The organism is Shewanella sp. TC10 (assembly GCF_009663145.1).
In the GTDB taxonomy this organism is placed as follows: domain Bacteria; phylum Pseudomonadota; class Gammaproteobacteria; order Enterobacterales; family Shewanellaceae; genus Shewanella.
The window spans coordinates 1-18,329 of sequence record NZ_VKHR01000008.1 but is presented as its reverse complement, the minus strand read 5'-3'; the positions used below and the strand labels follow the sequence as shown (position 1 = coordinate 18,329).

Annotated in this window: 18 protein-coding genes and 3 tRNA genes; 12 read left to right on the top strand and 9 right to left on the bottom strand. The window is 37.2% G+C overall.

The genetic code is table 11. The features are described from left to right. The first annotated feature begins 31 nt into the window (after positions 1–31). The 5 genes from FNZ24_RS04360 to FNZ24_RS04340 all read left to right on the top strand — a co-directional run bounded on the left by FNZ24_RS04360 (position 32) and on the right by FNZ24_RS04340 (position 3,805). Positions 32–499 carry an NUDIX hydrolase gene (locus FNZ24_RS04360; protein WP_153913190.1) on the top strand — a complete coding sequence of 156 codons (468 nt, stop codon included), beginning with the start codon at positions 32–34 and terminating at the stop codon, positions 497–499. Between the two features lie 127 nt (positions 500–626). Continuing rightward, entirely contained in the window at positions 627–1,247 is a 621-nt protein-coding gene (locus FNZ24_RS04355; protein ID WP_153913189.1) for an FMN-binding negative transcriptional regulator, read from the top strand. Between the two features lie 26 nt (positions 1,248–1,273). After that, entirely contained in the window at positions 1,274–1,750 is a 477-nt protein-coding gene (locus FNZ24_RS04350) for a GNAT family N-acetyltransferase (RefSeq protein WP_153913187.1), read from the top strand. Between the two features lie 172 nt (positions 1,751–1,922). Next, on the top strand, positions 1,923–2,396 hold the full coding sequence (locus FNZ24_RS04345; protein ID WP_153913185.1) for an SET domain-containing protein: 474 nt from the start codon (positions 1,923–1,925) through the stop codon (positions 2,394–2,396). A 53-nt stretch (positions 2,397–2,449) separates the two neighbouring features. Beyond that, complete coding sequence (locus FNZ24_RS04340; protein ID WP_153913184.1) at positions 2,450–3,805, top strand: hypothetical protein; 1,356 nt, start codon at positions 2,450–2,452, stop codon at positions 3,803–3,805. Between the two features lie 64 nt (positions 3,806–3,869). Here the strand turns inward: FNZ24_RS04340 and rrtA are convergent, their stop codons facing one another. After that, positions 3,870–4,502, bottom strand: coding sequence for a rhombosortase (rrtA, locus tag FNZ24_RS04335; RefSeq protein WP_153913183.1), 633 nt, complete (start codon positions 4,500–4,502; stop codon positions 3,870–3,872). A 363-nt stretch (positions 4,503–4,865) separates the two neighbouring features. Beyond that, a complete protein-coding gene (gene queC, locus FNZ24_RS04330; RefSeq protein ID WP_153913182.1) occupies positions 4,866–5,558 on the bottom strand; it encodes a 7-cyano-7-deazaguanine synthase QueC in 693 nt (230 codons plus the stop codon). Between the two features lie 243 nt (positions 5,559–5,801). Between queC and queE the strand changes: the two genes are divergently transcribed. After that, on the top strand, positions 5,802–6,470 hold the full coding sequence (queE, locus tag FNZ24_RS04325) for a 7-carboxy-7-deazaguanine synthase QueE (protein WP_153913181.1): 669 nt from the start codon (positions 5,802–5,804) through the stop codon (positions 6,468–6,470). A gap of 143 nt (positions 6,471–6,613) precedes the next feature. Here queE and FNZ24_RS04320 read toward each other — a convergent pair whose 3' ends face one another. From FNZ24_RS04320 to FNZ24_RS04305, 4 genes are all read right to left on the bottom strand, one after another. Further along, a complete protein-coding gene (locus FNZ24_RS04320) occupies positions 6,614–7,675 on the bottom strand; it encodes a PLP-dependent cysteine synthase family protein (protein WP_153913180.1) in 1,062 nt (353 codons plus the stop codon). A 257-nt stretch (positions 7,676–7,932) separates the two neighbouring features. Continuing rightward, positions 7,933–8,017 (bottom strand) — tRNA-Tyr (locus tag FNZ24_RS04315). 77 nt (positions 8,018–8,094) lie between these two features. Then, positions 8,095–8,179 (bottom strand) — tRNA-Tyr (locus tag FNZ24_RS04310). Between the two features lie 30 nt (positions 8,180–8,209). Beyond that, positions 8,210–8,294, bottom strand: a tRNA-Tyr gene (locus FNZ24_RS04305). 124 nt (positions 8,295–8,418) lie between these two features. Here FNZ24_RS04305 and FNZ24_RS04300 point away from each other — a divergent pair. The 3 genes from FNZ24_RS04300 (at position 8,419) to FNZ24_RS04290 (ending at position 11,755) form a co-directional block, all read left to right on the top strand. Next, entirely contained in the window at positions 8,419–8,922 is a 504-nt protein-coding gene (locus FNZ24_RS04300; protein ID WP_153913179.1) for a VC2046/SO_2500 family protein, read from the top strand. A 132-nt stretch (positions 8,923–9,054) separates the two neighbouring features. Beyond that, on the top strand, positions 9,055–9,342 hold the full coding sequence (locus FNZ24_RS04295; RefSeq protein WP_153913178.1) for a DUF406 family protein: 288 nt from the start codon (positions 9,055–9,057) through the stop codon (positions 9,340–9,342). 235 nt (positions 9,343–9,577) lie between these two features. Continuing rightward, positions 9,578–11,755 carry a putative bifunctional diguanylate cyclase/phosphodiesterase gene (locus tag FNZ24_RS04290; RefSeq protein ID WP_153913177.1) on the top strand — a complete coding sequence of 726 codons (2,178 nt, stop codon included), beginning with the start codon at positions 9,578–9,580 and terminating at the stop codon, positions 11,753–11,755. Positions 11,756–11,815: 60 nt separating this feature from the next. Here the strand turns inward: FNZ24_RS04290 and FNZ24_RS04285 are convergent, their stop codons facing one another. Together FNZ24_RS04285 and FNZ24_RS04280 are read right to left on the bottom strand one after the other, a co-directional pair. Further along, positions 11,816–12,304 carry a YchJ family protein gene (locus FNZ24_RS04285; RefSeq protein WP_153913176.1) on the bottom strand — a complete coding sequence of 163 codons (489 nt, stop codon included), beginning with the start codon at positions 12,302–12,304 and terminating at the stop codon, positions 11,816–11,818. Positions 12,305–12,401: 97 nt separating this feature from the next. After that, positions 12,402–13,007, bottom strand: coding sequence for a YybH family protein (locus FNZ24_RS04280; protein ID WP_228768371.1), 606 nt, complete (start codon positions 13,005–13,007; stop codon positions 12,402–12,404). 129 nt (positions 13,008–13,136) lie between these two features. On the opposite strand from FNZ24_RS04280, the gene smrA reads away from it, so the two are divergent. Beyond that, on the top strand, positions 13,137–13,727 hold the full coding sequence (smrA, locus tag FNZ24_RS04275; protein WP_153913175.1) for a DNA endonuclease SmrA: 591 nt from the start codon (positions 13,137–13,139) through the stop codon (positions 13,725–13,727). 94 nt (positions 13,728–13,821) lie between these two features. Here the strand turns inward: smrA and FNZ24_RS04270 are convergent, their stop codons facing one another. Further along, positions 13,822–13,962 carry a hypothetical protein gene (locus FNZ24_RS04270; protein ID WP_153913174.1) on the bottom strand — a complete coding sequence of 47 codons (141 nt, stop codon included), beginning with the start codon at positions 13,960–13,962 and terminating at the stop codon, positions 13,822–13,824. 1,302 nt (positions 13,963–15,264) lie between these two features. On the opposite strand from FNZ24_RS04270, the gene FNZ24_RS04265 reads away from it, so the two are divergent. Next, positions 15,265–15,909 (top strand): TetR/AcrR family transcriptional regulator, encoded by a 645-nt coding sequence (locus FNZ24_RS04265; RefSeq protein WP_153913173.1) that lies wholly within the window; start codon positions 15,265–15,267, stop codon positions 15,907–15,909. Positions 15,910–15,918: 9 nt separating this feature from the next. Then, positions 15,919–18,195 carry an acyl-CoA dehydrogenase gene (locus FNZ24_RS04260; RefSeq protein WP_416384812.1) on the top strand — a complete coding sequence of 759 codons (2,277 nt, stop codon included), beginning with the start codon at positions 15,919–15,921 and terminating at the stop codon, positions 18,193–18,195. The last annotated feature ends 134 nt before the right edge of the window (positions 18,196–18,329 follow it).

The window sequence follows — 18,329 nt, the reverse complement described above, 5'->3', positions numbered from 1 at the left end:
TTTTTATTGTTTTTTAAGAGGTTATTTAACGATGTTGAATTTAATTATCAATGACAATGACAATGACAATGACAATGACGAAAGTAACGCGCAAGGATTCACTGGTTGTAAATTGGCATTGTTTTATAACGAGCAATTAGTGGTTTATCGACGTGATAATATCTGTTCAATCCCGTTTGCAAATATGTGGGACTTTCCAGGTGGTGGGCGTGAAGGAAATGAAACGCCTGAACAATGTGTGTTACGTGAATTGCATGAAGAATTTTCTATTGCATTACCTACTGAGAGGTTGATATACAAACAACAAGCCATTAATCAAACATCTGATGGTATTTCATTCTTTTTTGTTGCACAGGCGACAAAGCAAGAGATTGAGTCGATTCGCTTTGGAGATGAAGGTCAATATTGGCAATTAATGTCGATTAAAGAATATATGAATGACAAAGATGCCATTTTGCCATTACAGCAGCGTTTGGCTTGTTATTTAGATACTAAATAACATTAACTTAGTTAGGTAAGATTATTTATTCAAAGGATAAGTATTAAGATAAAAAATTAACCTAAACAAGTAACATAGGAAATTTATATAAGCTTATTATATAAGCTTTTTTATAGCAGGGAGCAATATGTATATACCTAAGAAGTTACAAATGGAATCACTTGAACAGATCCATGACTTTATAGATGAATTCAGCTTTGCCATTTTAACCACTCAAGACTTAACTGCTTCACATCTCCCTTTATTATTAAAACGTGATGAAGGTGAATTAGGCACTTTATATGGTCATCTTGCTAAAGCGAATGGTCACTGGAAATCGTTTGATACCCAAGCTATTTTAGCGGTGTTTTCTGGCCCTCATGGCTATATATCTCCTACATGGTATGACAGTTATCCAGCTGTGCCGACCTGGAATTATGCTGCTGTGCATGTAAAAGGGCTTATAAGTCTTACTAGCAGGGAAGAGACCTTACAAATACTTTCAGACACTATTCAATATTATGAACCTTCATTAGCAGAAAGTGACGGTTTTGTTCCTGAGGAATATAAGCAAAAACTTGCTAAAGCCATCGTCGGTTTTAAAATTGAAATTACGCATGCTGAGGGAAAACTGAAACTCGGCCAGCATCGCTCAGAGGCTGATCAACAAGGTGTATTAAATGGACTAGCAAAGTCGTCAAGATTGGACGATAAAGCCTTATTTACTTACACAAAGAGCCTGATAGAACATTCTGCAAATAAAACCTAATTATTAATCTTGTAAGGCGTGATGGCATGAATAAAAGCGACAATGATATAAATGACCTTCAAGTAAAAGGGTTTAAAATTAGCACAGATAAAAATGATATTGATATCAATATCATTCACCAATTTATCACTCACTCTTATTGGGCTAAAGATATCCCGATGGCCGTGTTGCAAAAAGCGATTGAGCATTCAAGTTGTTTTAGCGTGCTAACTGAATCAAATCAACAAGTCGGTTTTGCAAGATTAATTACAGACAAAGCCACGTTTGCATATTTGGCAGATGTTTTTGTTGTTGATGAATACAGGGGGAAAGGATTAAGCAAATGGCTGATTAACTCGATTGTTAATCACAAAGATGTAATTGGTCTTCGAAGAATGATGCTGGCGACAAGTGATGCCCATAAACTTTATGCTCAGTTTGGTTTCTTGCCAGTAACAAATCCTGAAATTCTGATGCAAATATGGCGGCCCACTATATACCAACAAGAATATACTGGTAATTGATATTGAAATTCGCACCTTACTGCTACCAAAGGCATATTTTAATGGTGTGAAATCCCTTTGATAAATATTTTTTTGTTGTTCTAAAGTGCTGATATTTCAAAGTATCGAATGATAAGTTAAAGTAATCAATTCTTCTTTGAAATTATGCTAATCCACTTTTATAGGTTTCTTTATGTCAGTTTCCGATACCGGTGATAAAACCCAAGAACTTAACTTTGTAAAAGCTGCAACGCTCAATACCATCGCTAAGACAGATATTAAACAAAGTGAATTACACGGGTTTGGTTTATTTGCCACAGATTTAATGAAAGAAGAACAGATACTGTATCTTTTTGACGGGCAGGTGGTTTCAATTGCTGACTATCAGAAAATTGAGCAGTTAATGGCACAGGAAATTGAACCATATAAAAATTATATTTTTATGGAGTGTAACTACCTCAATAACACCACGTTACTGGTACGTAATTTCAGAACTAAATATAGCTATATAAACCATTCAAGAACACCTAATACAGAAATTAGATATCACCCTATGCGTCTAGTCACTCTTCGAGATATTCAAGCTAATGAAGAGCTCACGATTGATTACCGTAAAGAGCAACTATCTGATGATTATTTAACTCATCCAGAGAAACAATTTTTATAGCAGCCTTAAATATCGGCAGTCTTAATCACAAAAAACCATAACAAGAATTTAAAATGCCCAAATTACGCGTCATGTATGTTCAACCTATTGAGGTTGATGCAGAACAATACGAACAACTCATTAGTAAAAAAAGCCGAATTGGCCGCTTAATTGGCACATTCGACAAGAATGATTTTAAAGTTGAATGGTTACAGCAATTTAATAAATTACATCGTGATTTATCCAATTATAAAAGTATCTATGGTAATCAAGATTCTAAAGTGTCTAATGAGCTGCTTAAGCAGGACTTAACTCAACAACAATTCCTAGTAAACGGCCAACATGACATCAGTGAGTACCTTGATTTAGATAACACCACCTATGAGCTGGTTTTTGATCAACGTTTTTTCAATTTTGTGCTTGTAGTAGAGCTACATTTCGATATACCTGATGTGCAACTAGAAACGCTATTATCTACAGAGTTAATTGAAGGGGGAGTCGACTTTTACAATACGTTGAGGAACCTATTAGTTAAAGAACACGATGACTCACCTTTGAGTGAGTGGGGGAATGCCGTTCGATTAGCCGTATGTAAGCGGATCCAAGCAATCAGTCATATTTCATTAAGAAGTAGCACTCGTCCGCTTGCCTACATTGGTAACAACTCTGGAAACATTACTTTTTTTGTGGATGAATCACCGCAAAATAAAGCAGTGAAACAACAGTTTTTAAGCTGTAATGCCATTGCTGAAAGGGTTAAAGGTAATAACACAACGATTATTGACAATGATTGTGTCCATTACGCATTCTTTAGTCGTTTTCATACAATTATAACTAAAGATATTGGTCGATATTATCGATTTGCCCCCATTCAGCACCATATCCAAGCGACTTGGTATTACGTAAGTTTTTACAGTCGGGTGCTTGATAAATTAAACAGTCACATTCTAGCCAATGATTCAAAGAAAACCCTTAACTCTAAGCGTAATGTTATCGATGAATACATTAATAAAATTGAATTATTACGGATGAATAATGAAAATTTTAAACTCGCGATTGAGTCTGATAATGAAGATGTATATCAGAAGATTGAGAGCAAATGGAATGTAGAGAGCAGCCTTGAGCACGCAAAAACATACGTTAGCTTTTTTAAAGATTATTTAGAACGTGCCTATGCAAGAAAAGCAGAGCAAGCGAATAAACGCCAAAACCAAATTTTATTTATCATATCCTGCATCCAAATTTTAGGGTTAATTAGTATTTGGAGCGATTATTTAGGCTTAAATAAGATTGAGCGATTTATTGATTCAACAGGGATCCACACAGGTTCTAGTGTTGATACAGTGCTACAAATTAACACTTGGCTACCCATAGGCTTAATCGGTATTTTGGTGCTATTAATGATGTTAGCTTACGTTAAGAAAGATTGATGTATCAACAAAAAGGGAGCTATTGCTCCCTTTTTAAATTTATTCAGTGATTTAGGTTTTCAGTTTAATTGATGGTGCTCTTCTGATATTTAAAAAAGCGTGTTAGTGGCAACCAGACTAAACCACACAGTAATCCACTTATAACGCCGATAAAATGTGACTCTGTAGCAACGCGAGCATTAATAATGGCACTCACACTCTCACTTGCTCCAAAATACATTTCATATCCTACTTTGGCGAACACGCCAATGAGCAACAGGTAGCCAGAAAAGTAACCCTTTCGAATATCTAATAAAGCGCCGAAAGTGAACAAACCGTGTAGCAGCCCACTTAATCCAACGTATCCTTTTAGCTCAGGGTAAAAATGATATAAACCCAAGCCTTCAAATAAACAGAGACTAAAAAAAAGACTGATAAATTTACTGGCACTGCCTTTGTAATGCATTTCATGTAAAAATAAAATGACCCAAAAACCTGCAAGGTTCATGAGCAAGTGCCATAAATTAGTGTGTAATAAGTTACCTGAGATTATTCGCCAATATTGACCGTCACTAATATTGTCATAGCGATAGCTGAGAGTATTATTGACATCAATTGCACCTATTGGACTAATAGATAAAACAAACAAAACACAGCAACATACGCTGACCATGATAGCGAAATAGTAGGTGCCTGCGCTTTTGTTACTTCTTGCCATGTTTTAAATCCATTTACTTTTAACAATGCTGTTTATACCCATGTTACCTCAAGATGCTTTGTCAGGCACAAGCTCGGATAACAATGCAAGGCGTAAGCTGAGGTAATTGTTATTCACTTTTCAAAGTTTACAACGTAGCAGTGGTTTCCGAGCTTGCGCCCCGTTGGGCAAATCAAATAGCGCCAATCTGCGTTGTTATAAAATATCGATGTAGAATAACTATACTTCAATTTTATGCCTAGCATCTTGGCACTATTTGCCTTGCTGACTTTGCATCTTGAAGTATCATGGGTATCTTATAATTAAAACTTATAAGCTCGTAGGTTTCTTTTAACAGTTCTACAGTAAAAACTTATCAACTTATTACTCTGCTAATTGTTTGGCGTTTAAAGAGTCCATAACGCTTTTCTTGTTGTTTAGGTATTCATCTAAACCACGCTGTCTTAGTAAGCATGCTGGGCAATCGCCACAACCACTGCCTTTGATACCGTTATAGCAAGTTAACGTTTCGTCAGTAACCAAAGATAACGACTGATACTTATCAGCTAACGCCCATGTTTCTGCCTTATTAAGCCACATTAATGGCGTTACTATCTTTAATGGCTTGTCCATTCCTAATGCGAGAGATTGCTGCATTGATTTTATAAACTCATCACGGCAATCTGGGTACCCTGAGAAATCTGTCTCACAAACCCCAGTAATGATTGCATCACAGCCTAGTTGATAAGCATAAATACCAGCGAGAGTTAAAAATAAAATGTTTCTACCGGGTACGAAGGTACTAGGCAATCCATTTTCCATCAGCTCGTGAGAAACTGGAATGGCATCTCTTGTCAATGATGAAATGGCTAATTCATTAAGCAGGCTTACATCCATGACTTTATGGCTAGCAATGTTAAGTTGTTTTGCTAAAGACTGTGCAATTTCTATTTCTTGACGATGGCGTTGACCATAATCAAAGGTAATTGCATGAACTTCATCATACTGAGTCATGGCTTGGATTAGGCAGGTCGTGGAATCTTGACCACCAGAGAAAACTACAATTGCTTTAGACATAAATGTTACCGTAAAAAATAACTGCACTTGGCTGTTGAAGTAATACTGTTAAAGAGTTTACTGCAATAGAAATATAAACAGTTATCAGTCAATTAATTATCAATTTGATGTATTTTAACTTATTGCAGCTTGCGATAGCAAAAACTTGCAGCTGGTTCGAAAATCATCTATAAATGCGCCTTTGAATCGGTCTTCACTTTAAAAGGCCAACTAGATTTAGTGCATTTACAAAAAGGTTAGCCAATGAAGTATCCTGTAAACGAAGTGTTTGAAACAATCCAAGGTGAGGGGACGTTTACGGGTGTACCAGCCATTTTTGTTCGTTTACAAGGGTGTCCTGTGGGCTGTTCTTGGTGTGACACTAAACAAACATGGGAAGTTTTAGCAGATAATAAAGTGACTCAAGATCAAGTGATTCAAGTGGATGGCACCATTGGACGCTGGGCTGAGCATGATGCATCGAGTCTTATTAATGCATTTAAAGCTAAGGGTTTTACCGCTAAGCATATTGTATTAACTGGTGGCGAGCCTTGCTTATATGACGTAACAAGTTTGACAAATGATTTTATTGCCGCAGGTTACGATATACAAATTGAAACCAGTGGTACATTTGAAGTGCTTTGTCATCAAGATGTTTGGGTGACAGTTTCACCTAAGGTAAACATGAAGGGTGGTTATGCAGTACTCGAGCAAGCGTTGAATCGGGCCAATGAAATTAAGCATCCAATTGCAACACAGAAACATATTGATGAATTAGATAGCTTACTTACTCCGATTGATACCAGCGATAAAACAATTTGCTTACAGCCTATCAGTCAAAAACCTAGAGCAACAGAACTTGCAATGAAAACCTGTATAGCTCGCAACTGGCGTTTATCTATCCAAACACATAAATACTTAGATATTGATTAGTCCACAGCATCGCTATCGAGTGATTACTGTGTAATAAAAAACCGCTTATTTAAGCGGTTTTTTATTATGAGAATTAAGTCAACATGACGCTTTTGTCCGCTATCCAAACATTGAGCAGGCTTACATGGGTCACGCTTATATGATTAGCTAAGACTGCCTGTTTTATTAAATTTTTCCAGTAACTCATCATATTGCTGGGTTGAACCTATATTGTCAGCAATCCACTGTGCATCATAGTAAGTATCTAGATATCGTTCACCAGAATCACACAGTAAAGTGACTAAAGAACCTTGCTGGCCCTGTTGCTTCATCTTACAAGCCAGTTGCATGACACCGAATAAATTGGTGCCAGTAGAAGGACCCACTTTACGGCCAATCAGTGCGGCTAACCAGTTCATTGTCGCAAGAGACGCAGCATCAGGTATTTTTATCATTTCATCAACTACACCAGCAATAAAAGAAGGCTCAACTCTTGGTCTGCCGATACCTTCAATTTTACTGCCATTTTCACAGGTTAGTGATAAATCTCGTTGGTAAAAGTAGTCGTAAAAAACTGAATTTTCTGGGTCAACTACACAAAGTTGAGTCGATAATTGTTGGTAATTAAGGTAACGACCAATAGTAGCCGAAGTACCGCCTGTTCCAGGGCTCATTACAATCCAAGCAGGGACGGGATGCGGCTCTTTTTGCATTTGATTAAAGATAGAGTCAGCGATGTTGTTATTACCACGCCAATCTGTTGCGCGCTCTGCATAGGTAAACTGATCCATGTAATGGCCGTTTAACTCTTTTGCTAGCCGTTGAGACTCAGCATATATTTTACTACTGTGGTCGACAAAGTGACATTGTCCACCGTAGAACTCAATTTGCTCAATTTTGGTTTTAGCTGTTGAAGAAGGCATAACTGCGATAAAAGGCAGCCCTAATAATCTTGAAAAGTATGCTTCTGATACCGCAGTGCTTCCTGAAGAGGATTCAATGATAGTAGTGTCTTCTTTCACCCAGCCATTTGATAAAGCATATAAGAACAATGAACGAGCTAAACGATGCTTAAGACTACCCGTTGGATGGGTGCTTTCATCTTTAAGATAAATATCTATGCCATCAAGCTGAGGGAGGTCTAGTTTGATTAAGTGTGTATCGGCACTTCGCTGAAAGTCGGCTTCGATTTTCGCGATGGCTTCGTTTACCCATTGCTTTGACATTGTTGAGCCCTATAAACGATAAAAGAATCATCTTAATCACAATTATTAACGGCTAACAGTGTTTGTATCTTATTTTTAATAAAAAATACGGAATTAATAGTGCGGTAAATTTGAATAGCTAATTTTTGTGGGCTTTAAATAGAGCGGGATATATTTAAATATAAAAATATTGAAATAAAATTAATTGGTTAAAGATTTGAGCAGATTGGATTTGAACGATTTGAAATTGTACTGAAACTAACTGGAAGCATAAGAAGTGGTGGAGGGAGAAGGATTCGAACCTTCGAAGGCTGAGCCGTCAGATTTACAGTCTGATCCCTTTGGCCACTCGGGAACCCCTCCACATTTTCTTACTTGTCTTGCTTTACTATTTATTGTTGGCCACAACAATAAATTTACGTGATAACCATACCGATAAATGGTGGAGGGAGAAGGATTCGAACCTTCGAAGGCTGAGCCGTCAGATTTACAGTCTGATCCCTTTGGCCACTCGGGAACCCCTCCACGAAACGGTATATTTATCACTTGTGCAAATGGTGGAGGGAGAAGGATTCGAACCTTCGAAGGCTGAGCCGTCAGATTTACAGTCTGATCCCTTTGGCCACTCGGGAACCCCTCCTCAATTGCGGCGAGAATAATAGTCACGAATTAAATATAAGTAAAGCCAAAATCGAAAATAACCCTCAAGTATTTGTTCAAGTGGTCGATAAAATAACAATCGCTGTTATTAATGATGTTTTTATATGCAAATTGAGTTTCCTTTAGTCAATGAACTACAACTGGGCAATCGCTTAAATGATGCGATTGAACATGATCGACGTGGTGAATTTGCACTTCTTTTATCTATGCTTTCAATTGATGCTCGAGATATGTCTCAATTCCAGCTAGATAAAGAACTAAATCTAGATGAAAAATTATATAAAGCATTTGAGTTACCTCAAAAGCAACAACTTGTATGCGATTTGAGTCAGCAGCAGGCTGTCAATCATGCAGATGATTTTCATATAAGTGGCGCCTCTCAATTTCATTTAAAGCAAGCTCTGCAACCTGAAGCATTAGTCACTCGTGGCAAGTATGAAGATGACATGCAAATAGTATTAGCCAATTGCGACGAGCTAACTAAGTTAAAGCATCAGCAACAAACGCCGGAAATTTCAGAATTAAACCAAATCCATTTTTTAGATCAATTAGCCACTCAACGTAAGATTAGTGAGACATTAGCTAATCAACTATATGCAGTTGCTTGATTAATATACACTAATGATTCTTTCTGTAATATTTGTTGAATATTATGTTCTGCTAATTGTGTGAACTAGCTAGATTATTGGTTACAGTTTTTACGATATGCTGACGCTTTAAAGCACTGAAAGGCGATTGGAATGATTAAAACGATTACTAAGCAAGAAGTTCAAGTCAGTGATAGTTGCAATGACTGTGGATCATTTGTTGATATTGGTACTGTGATAGATGAGCAAGATACTCAACTTATTCTTCAAGTTGAAGGTAGTACTGCAGCAGATGATGCTGAAAGTATTATTAATAAGGCAAAAGCTCGCTTTGATAACGTGAACACTCGTCTAGATAAAACAGCGACTCATTTAACTGTATTCATTGATTTTGAGTTCACAGCTGAGAAAATGATTTTTCAATTAGAAAATAGTCTTTAAACTCTAAAGTTGTTGATTATTATCTGTAATTCGCCGGTTACATCTTGCATTTTTTTGTTGTAAGTGTAACCTGAATAACAGTACTACTTTTTGATTAGGCCTTTTTGCTTAATCATAGATGCAGTTATTTGACTGTAATTTTAATGGGTAAATTTATTACCCTGACTTTAAATGCGATAAAACCTCGTAAAAATGAGGTCAACCCGATTGCTATGCTGTCTTGTTGGGAATAATAATGAAACAAACTGAGCAACAACATTTATTAGAGTTAATTGTTAACTCTGTCGCTAAAGAGAAAGGGGATTTTACCCGCACCTCTGAATTAGCATGTAAATTGTTATTGAAACATTTCAACGCAACCTGCGTGTCAGTCATCTCCCTTCGTAATAAAGCACTTGAGCAGAAAGTTGTTGCTTGTTTATCGCCTGTTACTGCTATTAGTGATGCTATTAAGCAACTTAGGCATGATAATTTTGCCTCAGAAACCTATTTTGAAGAAATCCGTCGTTATAGACACATTGCCAGTAGTATTTCAGCTACTGATAAACGTTTAGCTTGCTTCTCAGATTATTATAGTCAGTCGGGCATTCAATCAAATCTTGATGTTGCCATTCGTATTAATGGCCATATTGAAGGTTTACTGTGTATTGAGTTTGATCATCATGTTGAACTTTCAATTCCGACGATAGAGTTTGCCTGTCAATTTGCCGACCAATTAGCTCTGACTCTGGCAACTCAGTACGCTTATGTTAATGATGAACGCTTAACTTTGTTTCATAGCGCAACCGAACAAGCTCAGCATGTTTTAATGTTGGTTAATCTCAAAACCCAAATCATTGAATATATTAATCCTGCCCATGAAAAAATGACTGGGCTAAGCAGAGACATTGTTCAAGATAATGAATTAATTACCTTAGATTTTTTTCGTGGCAAACGTGAATTAGCTAATCAGCTTACGGAAAAGCTAATTGCTGGCGAGATGGTACAAGGCGAAACAGAATTAGAAAGGTTAGACGGTACTAAGTACTGGGCACAATACCAAGCTAACCGTTTTGTTACCCAGCAGGGTAACTACTATGCCTTGGTATCTTGTATTGATGTGTCAGATCAACGCCGCCATAAAGATGAATTAGAAAACCTCGCCTGGAATTGTACCCTTACAGGTCTACATAACCGTCTACATTTTACTCAACAGCTCGATAGAGCTACCAAAGGCATTTTAGTTCTAATCGATTTGATGGGATTCAAACGTTTTAATGATACGAGTGGCCATGAACAAGGCGATGCTTTACTAACAGAAGTTGCTAGACGTTTAAAACACTTTGCTCAGAGTAACGAGGCACTTGATGTAGCACGTGTAGGTAGTGATGAATTTGCTGTGCTATTACCTGAATTAGCTTCAGCTGAAATGCTAGAAGAAAAAATCTTTAAGTTGTACCAAAATCTTGCTGTTCCTTCTGTTATTGGTCGCGAAAAAGTTGACCCTAAAGCGGCTATCGCCGTTGTTGATGTTGCATCTGTAGCATCTCAGTTTTCACCGCTTTCATGTGCTGATATCGCCCTGCAATATGCTAAAAAGAAAACCATGATGAATTATCAAATGTTCAATGATGATTTACTGGCGACGTTTAAGAATAATGCTGATATTGAACGAGATTTGATGTCGGCGATACGTGGAAGACAGTTCGAACTTTATTATCAACCATTAATGGATTTAAAGAACCATAAGTTTATTGGCGCCGAAGCACTAATTCGTTGGCATCATCCTAAAAAAGGCGTGTTATATCCAGGGGCTTTCATAGAAATCGCTGAACAGTCAGGAATGATTAACGCTATTGGAGATTGGGTGCTTGAGGCTGCTTGTAAGCAACTAAATTTATGGCAGCGCAAAAATGTTGATATTGTCATGCACGTTAATGTTGCGGCAAGGCAATTCTTTAGCGGTAACTTGTTTGAGCAAGTATGGAATTTGGTCACACGTTATCGCTTAAAACCACAAAGTTTAATATTAGAAATAACTGAAACTGAATTAATGGGTGATATTCGTCATGCGACACGTTTATGTCAGGAACTGGCAGACTTAGGCGTTGGACTTGCAATCGATGACTTTGGAACAGGTTACAGCTCAATGCGTTACCTGAAGCAATTCCCAATCAGTAAACTTAAAATTGATCGTTCATTCATTTCTGATTTAACCACCAGTCACGAAAGTCGAGAGATAGTTAGTGCGATTATTGCTATGGCTAAAGCATTGAATATTTCGTTGACCGCTGAGGGTGTCGAGACTAAAGAACAAGAACTTTTCCTTGAAGACAGCTGTTGTCACCATGCACAAGGTTTTTTATACAGTCCAGCCATTAGAGAGAATGAATTTTCTAAATTTATTTTTGAGCAGAATGAAGTTGTTCATTAATCTTACTAGCTAATGATTGACTTACATCTAATAGATAAACATTAATACCAAGTTATTTGATCAGAATTGCTTCTTCATACAACAAGCTTTGAATTTTTTACCACTATGGCAAATACACTTGTCATTTCGTTTTGGTAATTGAGCTTGTTGTTGCTCCCCTTCGGTGTAGTACCAATTACCATCAATACATTTAAACTGCGAACATTCGTATATTGCATCAATATGACCTTCATTTAGGTACCAGGCTTTAAACGTCACTGTGCCTGTTCCAATACTAGGGTCTTGCCTTGATTGCACAACATCTAATCCTAACCACTGTGTTTCGTTTGCTCCCTTTGCAAGCACCTGCAAGGTTAATCCATTGATGTAATCAGGATGATGAGTATCCAATAAGTATTGAAATTCATGTAACGCAAAAGCGGAATAACGCGAACGCATCAGGCTTTCGACGTTTTCAGCTGATTTGTGGCCCAAATGGTAAGGCTGACAACAGTCTATATAGTTGCTTGGCTTGTCACATGGGCATGAAAGAGGGGTATCTGAATTCATTGATTTAGCTACTAATGGTTTTGCACGGAAACTTGCACTATAAAGGGTATTATTACTAATACGACAGGAAATGAACAGCTAACCAAGCTTAATAATGTTAGTGATTATGAGTTTCTGGCTCAGTTTCAGGTTCGATATCGACTTCTTCAACAGGCTCAAGAGTCGGGTTGAATTGACGACCAAAGTAAAGATTAGAGACGGGTTTAGCTGAAAAATAGAAGTCCGGATTGGCTTTAGTGTTTGAATCAACAATAAATTGCCACTGGTTGTCAGTTCCTTTTCTTGAAACTAATACAAATTTACCTGAAAAGACGCTCGTTGGCTCCCCGGTTTCTTTTCTAGGATGAAAACGAACCAGATAATAGCCAACATCTGTGGCATTTTTATCAGACAGTTCACGGTTTATCACTCTAAAGTCAACATCGATATGAGCAGACTTTTTCGCTATTTTTTTAAAGAAAACAGTATAGAGGGCTAAAATATCTTTTTTACCAGTAACAATTTCTTTATCAAGAGTTTCAGAAATATACACTGCATCGTTTGTGTATATATTATCGATTTTATTTAGGTCTAAATTTTCAAAAGCTGCAGAGAAAACTTTATAATTCGCATTAAGAGCTTCGTTATCTGTTGTTTGCTCAGCAGATACATAAAAACTCATGATAGAGATGAAACTAATACACAACAGTTTGATTTGGCTCATGTAAATAAAATGCTCTTTAATATGATATTAAATGAATGCAATATCTCTTAATAATATGGATGACACTATAAATTATTCTTACTAGTATCAAAAGCGTCGAATCTTTACAAAGTGTGTAGGAAGGTAATTATGCAACAACAAGACGATGATTTATTTATGGCTGAAATGGCTGATGTAAAACCATTAAGAGCTAACAACAGTCACTTTAATACTTCCTCCCAAGGTGTTACAGATGCACAGCTTGCTAGAAGGGCAGCAGCAGAGCAAAATGAATATTTACAAAAGCTCTCGATTGATCCAGCGATGCTTCTTGCTGTTAAACCTGATGATGTTCTCAGCTATAAAAAGAATGGTGTTCAAGAAGAAGTGTTTCGCCACTTACGTTTAGGTAAGTATCAAATTAAATCTGTGATTGATTTACATGCTTTCAGGTTGTCACAGGCGCGTGAGGCGCTTATTGAATTAGTATTAAAGGCGCACAACAGAGGTGAGCGAAACTTGCTTGTTATTCATGGGAAAGGTTACAAAAGTAAACCTTATCCGGCTTTAATGAAATCTGCAGTAAACAACTGGTTAGGGCAATTTGAAGAAGTACAGGCATTTCATAGTGCAACTAATGAACAGGGAGGCACAGGCGCGTTATTTGTCATGTTAGTTAAATCAGAGCAACAAAGGGTTGTTGCTAGTGAAACGAATAGAAAAGGAAGTGGTTTTAGGTAATTGCTATGTCATTAATACTGACAATGAAGCCCGTATGACGGGCTTTAATGTATTCATTAGCATTAAAAAATGATGAGCATTTTAAAAGAAATTTTTACACTAACAAATAGGCCAATACGAGTAACAGACAAACAAAAATAGCTATCGTGCCCAGGTTACTGTCTTTTTTATCAACTTCATTATTGAGACGTTTTGAACGTTCATTACGAAGTTTTACATAACTGCTTTTTTTCATACGGGACCTTGGTTTTCGTCTATGAAAACCGATTAATTAAACTTTGACGAAAATTTTTTGTTTTTAAATTTAAAATTGTAAGAATGCTTTGTGGGTTAACCACAATCAGGTATTAGATAAAACTTAAATTAATTGACGATTAACTTTGTCATTTTGAAGCTTAAAAATAACCTAGTTTTAGTCAATATTGTGAGGCTAAAACTGAATTGCTGTTAATTGAGCAGTTTTTTATAAATAAACGTAAACTGATTGTATTAGGCGTTTTAATATTGCTGTAAATCAGTGGCTTAAATGTGTTTTCTTTAGCATGAAAATAACTTTGTAAAGCAGCTAGACTAAATATCTACACGTTATAAAAGACATGACTTATCGCATAACGGATCACATGAGAAAGTAAACGACTGCTATTGTTATGAACAAAAAATGGATACTGCTTTTATGGGTGCTGTAATTTAGCGTTGATCCTTTGCGGATACGTTTTGCACGACCATTCCTAAGTTTTACATAATTTCTTTTTTTCACACATGACTCCTAAGCTTTTTAGCCAGCAAAAAGCTTCACAAATGTTGAAGCATAAAGTCTTAGGAACAATAAAGTTGAAGGGGGATTTGTTTTATTACAAACGTGTAGATTGTTTATCTAGGTTTATTAATGAACAAGTTTAGCTGACAACTTTTGCCTAAAACTGTCAAGTCTTAAAAACGGCACAAGTAACTCCATTCACTATGTGTACAGGCGTAAATTATCATAATTTTTGGTCTCATAAATCGATAATTGTGTGATCATGATCACGCCTTTCAATAATTTGACAGTGGTCAGAATATTGTCGTTAATGGGTGTTAGCTCTAGTGTTATCACCTTGATCTTATAGTGTTAAATGTGTGTAAATTTTGGCTGGTGTATATTCGCTCGAGCTTGGTGGCTTAAGTAACCCGTATTCTTTTGAGTTTTCCAATTTGAACTTGGTTAATCTACTTTAATGTTTTAAAGCATAAACATTTTAATGGTTATTCAGTTCATTAATGCTTGAAATGTCAGTTTGTATAATGATTTTTGGGAATTTTAATGGCTCAGGCTTTTTGGACGGCTGTTTAAAAGGGGATTTGATCTTACAGCATTCCTTGTTTTCTATATAAAGGTTCATTTATATAAAGAAGCTATATCAAACAAATTAGCTAAAGATTGCTGCTGTGAAAGCGCAAAACACAGGTTTTCTTTAGCAGGAGTTCAGTAAATTAGATTGACAACTGTGCGCTCAATGTTTAATTTAAACGAGTGTTTTAAATTAGAATGGGTCATGGAATGGCAAGCAGAACAGATACAAAAACAAGAATTCTAGATGCTGCTGAAAAGTTATTCGCCGAAAGAGGCTTTTCAGAAACATCGTTAAGATTAATAACCAGTAAAGCTGAAGTCAATTTGGCTTCAGTTAATTATCATTTTGGTTCAAAGAAAGAACTTATTCGAGCAGTACTGGCAAGATATTTAGATGTCTTTATGCCTAGTGCAGCCGCTGAAATTCAACGCTTATTTAAAAATCCAGAGCTTGCAAATTTGAATGAAATTTTTTCATCGTTGATCAAGCCTTTGTTGGAATTGAATCAAGTTCGTCATGGCGGCACCACGATATTTCTACAGTTATTAGGACGTGGTTACATTGAAAGCCAAGGGCATTTGAGATGGTTTATTACAACTCATTACGGTAAATACCTTGAATCTTTTGTCAAAGCTGTTTCAGCTAGTGCGCCACATATTCCCCCTGCAGAAATGTTTTGGCGACTACACTTTACCTTAGGAACGATCGTTTTCACTATGGCTTCAGCAGATGCGTTAAATGAGATTGCAGAGGCTGATTATGGTGAACATAACGATACCGAAGCAATTATCCGCAAGGTGATACCTTACATGGCGGCTGGTGTTTCAGTACCAATTTTAGCAAAGGAATAAGGGATTATCATGACTGTCCTAATACTAGTATTAATAGCACTGTTCGTGTTATTTGGTGTGCGTAATTTAAGGATGCGATTTATTACGCGTCCTGTATTTAGTTTCTTCAAAAAAGTATTGCCACCACTTTCAAGCACTGAAAAAGAAGCAATGGAAGCAGGTGACGTTTGGTGGGAAGGCGAATTATTTCGCGGGAATCCTAATTGGAATACTTTGCATAATTACGGCAAGTCGACGCTTACTGCTGAAGAACAAGACTTTATTAACAATCAAGTGATGACAGCACTCACTATGATTGATGATTATGACATCGTTCATAACCGTAAAGATTTACCCCCTGAGTTGTGGGATTACTTTAAAAAGGAAGGTTTTTTCGCCTTAATCATTCCTAAAAAGTTCGGTGGTCGAGAATTTTCAGCCAATGCGAACTCAACCATCGTCAGTAAAATTGCAACAAGAAGCATTAGCGCTGCTGTGACAGTCATGGTGCCAAATTCATTGGGCCCTGGTGAACTGTTAACTCATTATGGTACTCAAGAGCAGAAAGAGCGTTGGTTACCGCCACTTGCTGTAGGCGAGGAGTTACCTTGTTTTGCTTTAACAGGTCCAGAAGCTGGTTCTGATGCGGGTGCTATCCCGGATTTAGGTATTGTGTGTCGCCGTGAGTTTAACGGTGAAGATACTTTGGGTTTAAGTCTGACTTGGGATAAACGATATATCACCCTTGCTCCAGTAGCTACGGTACTAGGGTTAGCATTTCAAATGCGAGATCCTGATGGCTTGCTAGGTGATGAAGAAAACATTGGTATCACCTGTGCGCTTATTCCTACGGATCATGAAGGTGTGGAAATAGGCCGTCGTCATAATCCATTAATGATGGCCTTTATGAACGGGACAACAAGCGGTAAAGATGTGTTCATTCCTCTTGATTGGATCATCGGTGGTCCTCAGTTTGCTGGCAAAGGCTGGCGCATGCTGGTTGAATGTTTGTCAGCAGGTCGTGGTATTTCTTTACCTGCTTTAGCAACTGCTTCAGCTCAAATGGCGACCAAAACAACAACTGCCTACAGTTATGTGAGACAACAATTTGGCATGCCAATTGGTAAGTTTGAGGGCGTTCAAGAAGCTTTAGCACGTATTATTGCTAATACTTATCAACTTGAAGCTGCTCGTTGCTTAACGACAACCGGTATCGATTTAAAGGTTAAACCTTCAGTGGTTACCGCGATTGCAAAATATCACATGACAGAGTTAGGTCGTGATGTGGTAGAAGATGCAATGGATATTCAATCAGGAAAAGGTATTCAGCTTGGCGAGAAAAACTATTTAGGTCATGCCTATATGTCTAGCCCAATATCAATCACTGTTGAAGGCGCTAATATTTTAACCCGCTCTTTGATGATATTTGGTCAAGGTGCGACGCGTTGTCATCCGTATGTATTAGCTGAAATGGAAACGGCTGCCATGGAAGATCAAAAAGCGGCTATAAACCGTTTTGATTCTCTGTTAATGGGTCACATGGGTTATGCTGCCAGAAACGGCGTGATGGCATTTTTTAATGCATTAACTGCTAGTAAAACTAACTCTTCACCAGTCAGTGGTACAACTCAGCAGTATTATAAAGATATGAGCCGTTTATCATCAGGTTTAGCAATCATGACTGATTTGTCGATGTTGATAATGGGTGGTGATCTAAAGCGTAAAGAGATGATTTCTGCTCGTATGGGAGACGTACTTAGTCAACTTTATTTAGCATCAGCAACGCTGAAACAATTTGAAGATAATGGACGTCAACAAGATGATTTGCCGATTGTTCATTATGTCATGACTGAACGCTTACATTTAGCAGCTAAAGCATTACAAGATGCTACGCGTAACTTCCCAAGCAAGCTTGTTGGTATTTTATTAAAAGTTATTATCTTCCCGATTGGAAATCACTTTAATGCACCAACTGATAAGCAAGCAACGACATTGGCTGATAATTTCTTACAACCTTCTCCTGCAAGAGATAGAATTACTTTCTTGTGTGCTGATTTTGAAGGCGATAAGAGTGGAATTGCAGAAGTCGAGTCTGCGTTTTTAGCAAAAATTAGCTGTAAGCATTTATACGCTAAAATCAGAAAAGCACAGAAAGCAGGGGATTTAACGCCAAAACTACCTGCACTGGCGACATTCGCTGAAGCCTTAGAGAAAAATGTCATTTCTCAGGAAGAGCATGATTTATTGACTGATGCAGATGAAAAGCGTTTAGCTGCAATTAACGTTAATGACTTTGAGACGTTATAGTTTGCATTACGAGCTAGGGCCTTGGTAAGTTTTAGCTAAATTTAAAACACACATAATAAAAAACCACCTCAWTGAGGTGGTTTTTTATTATGTGTGTTTTAAATTTAGCTAAAACTTACCAAGGCCCTAGCTCG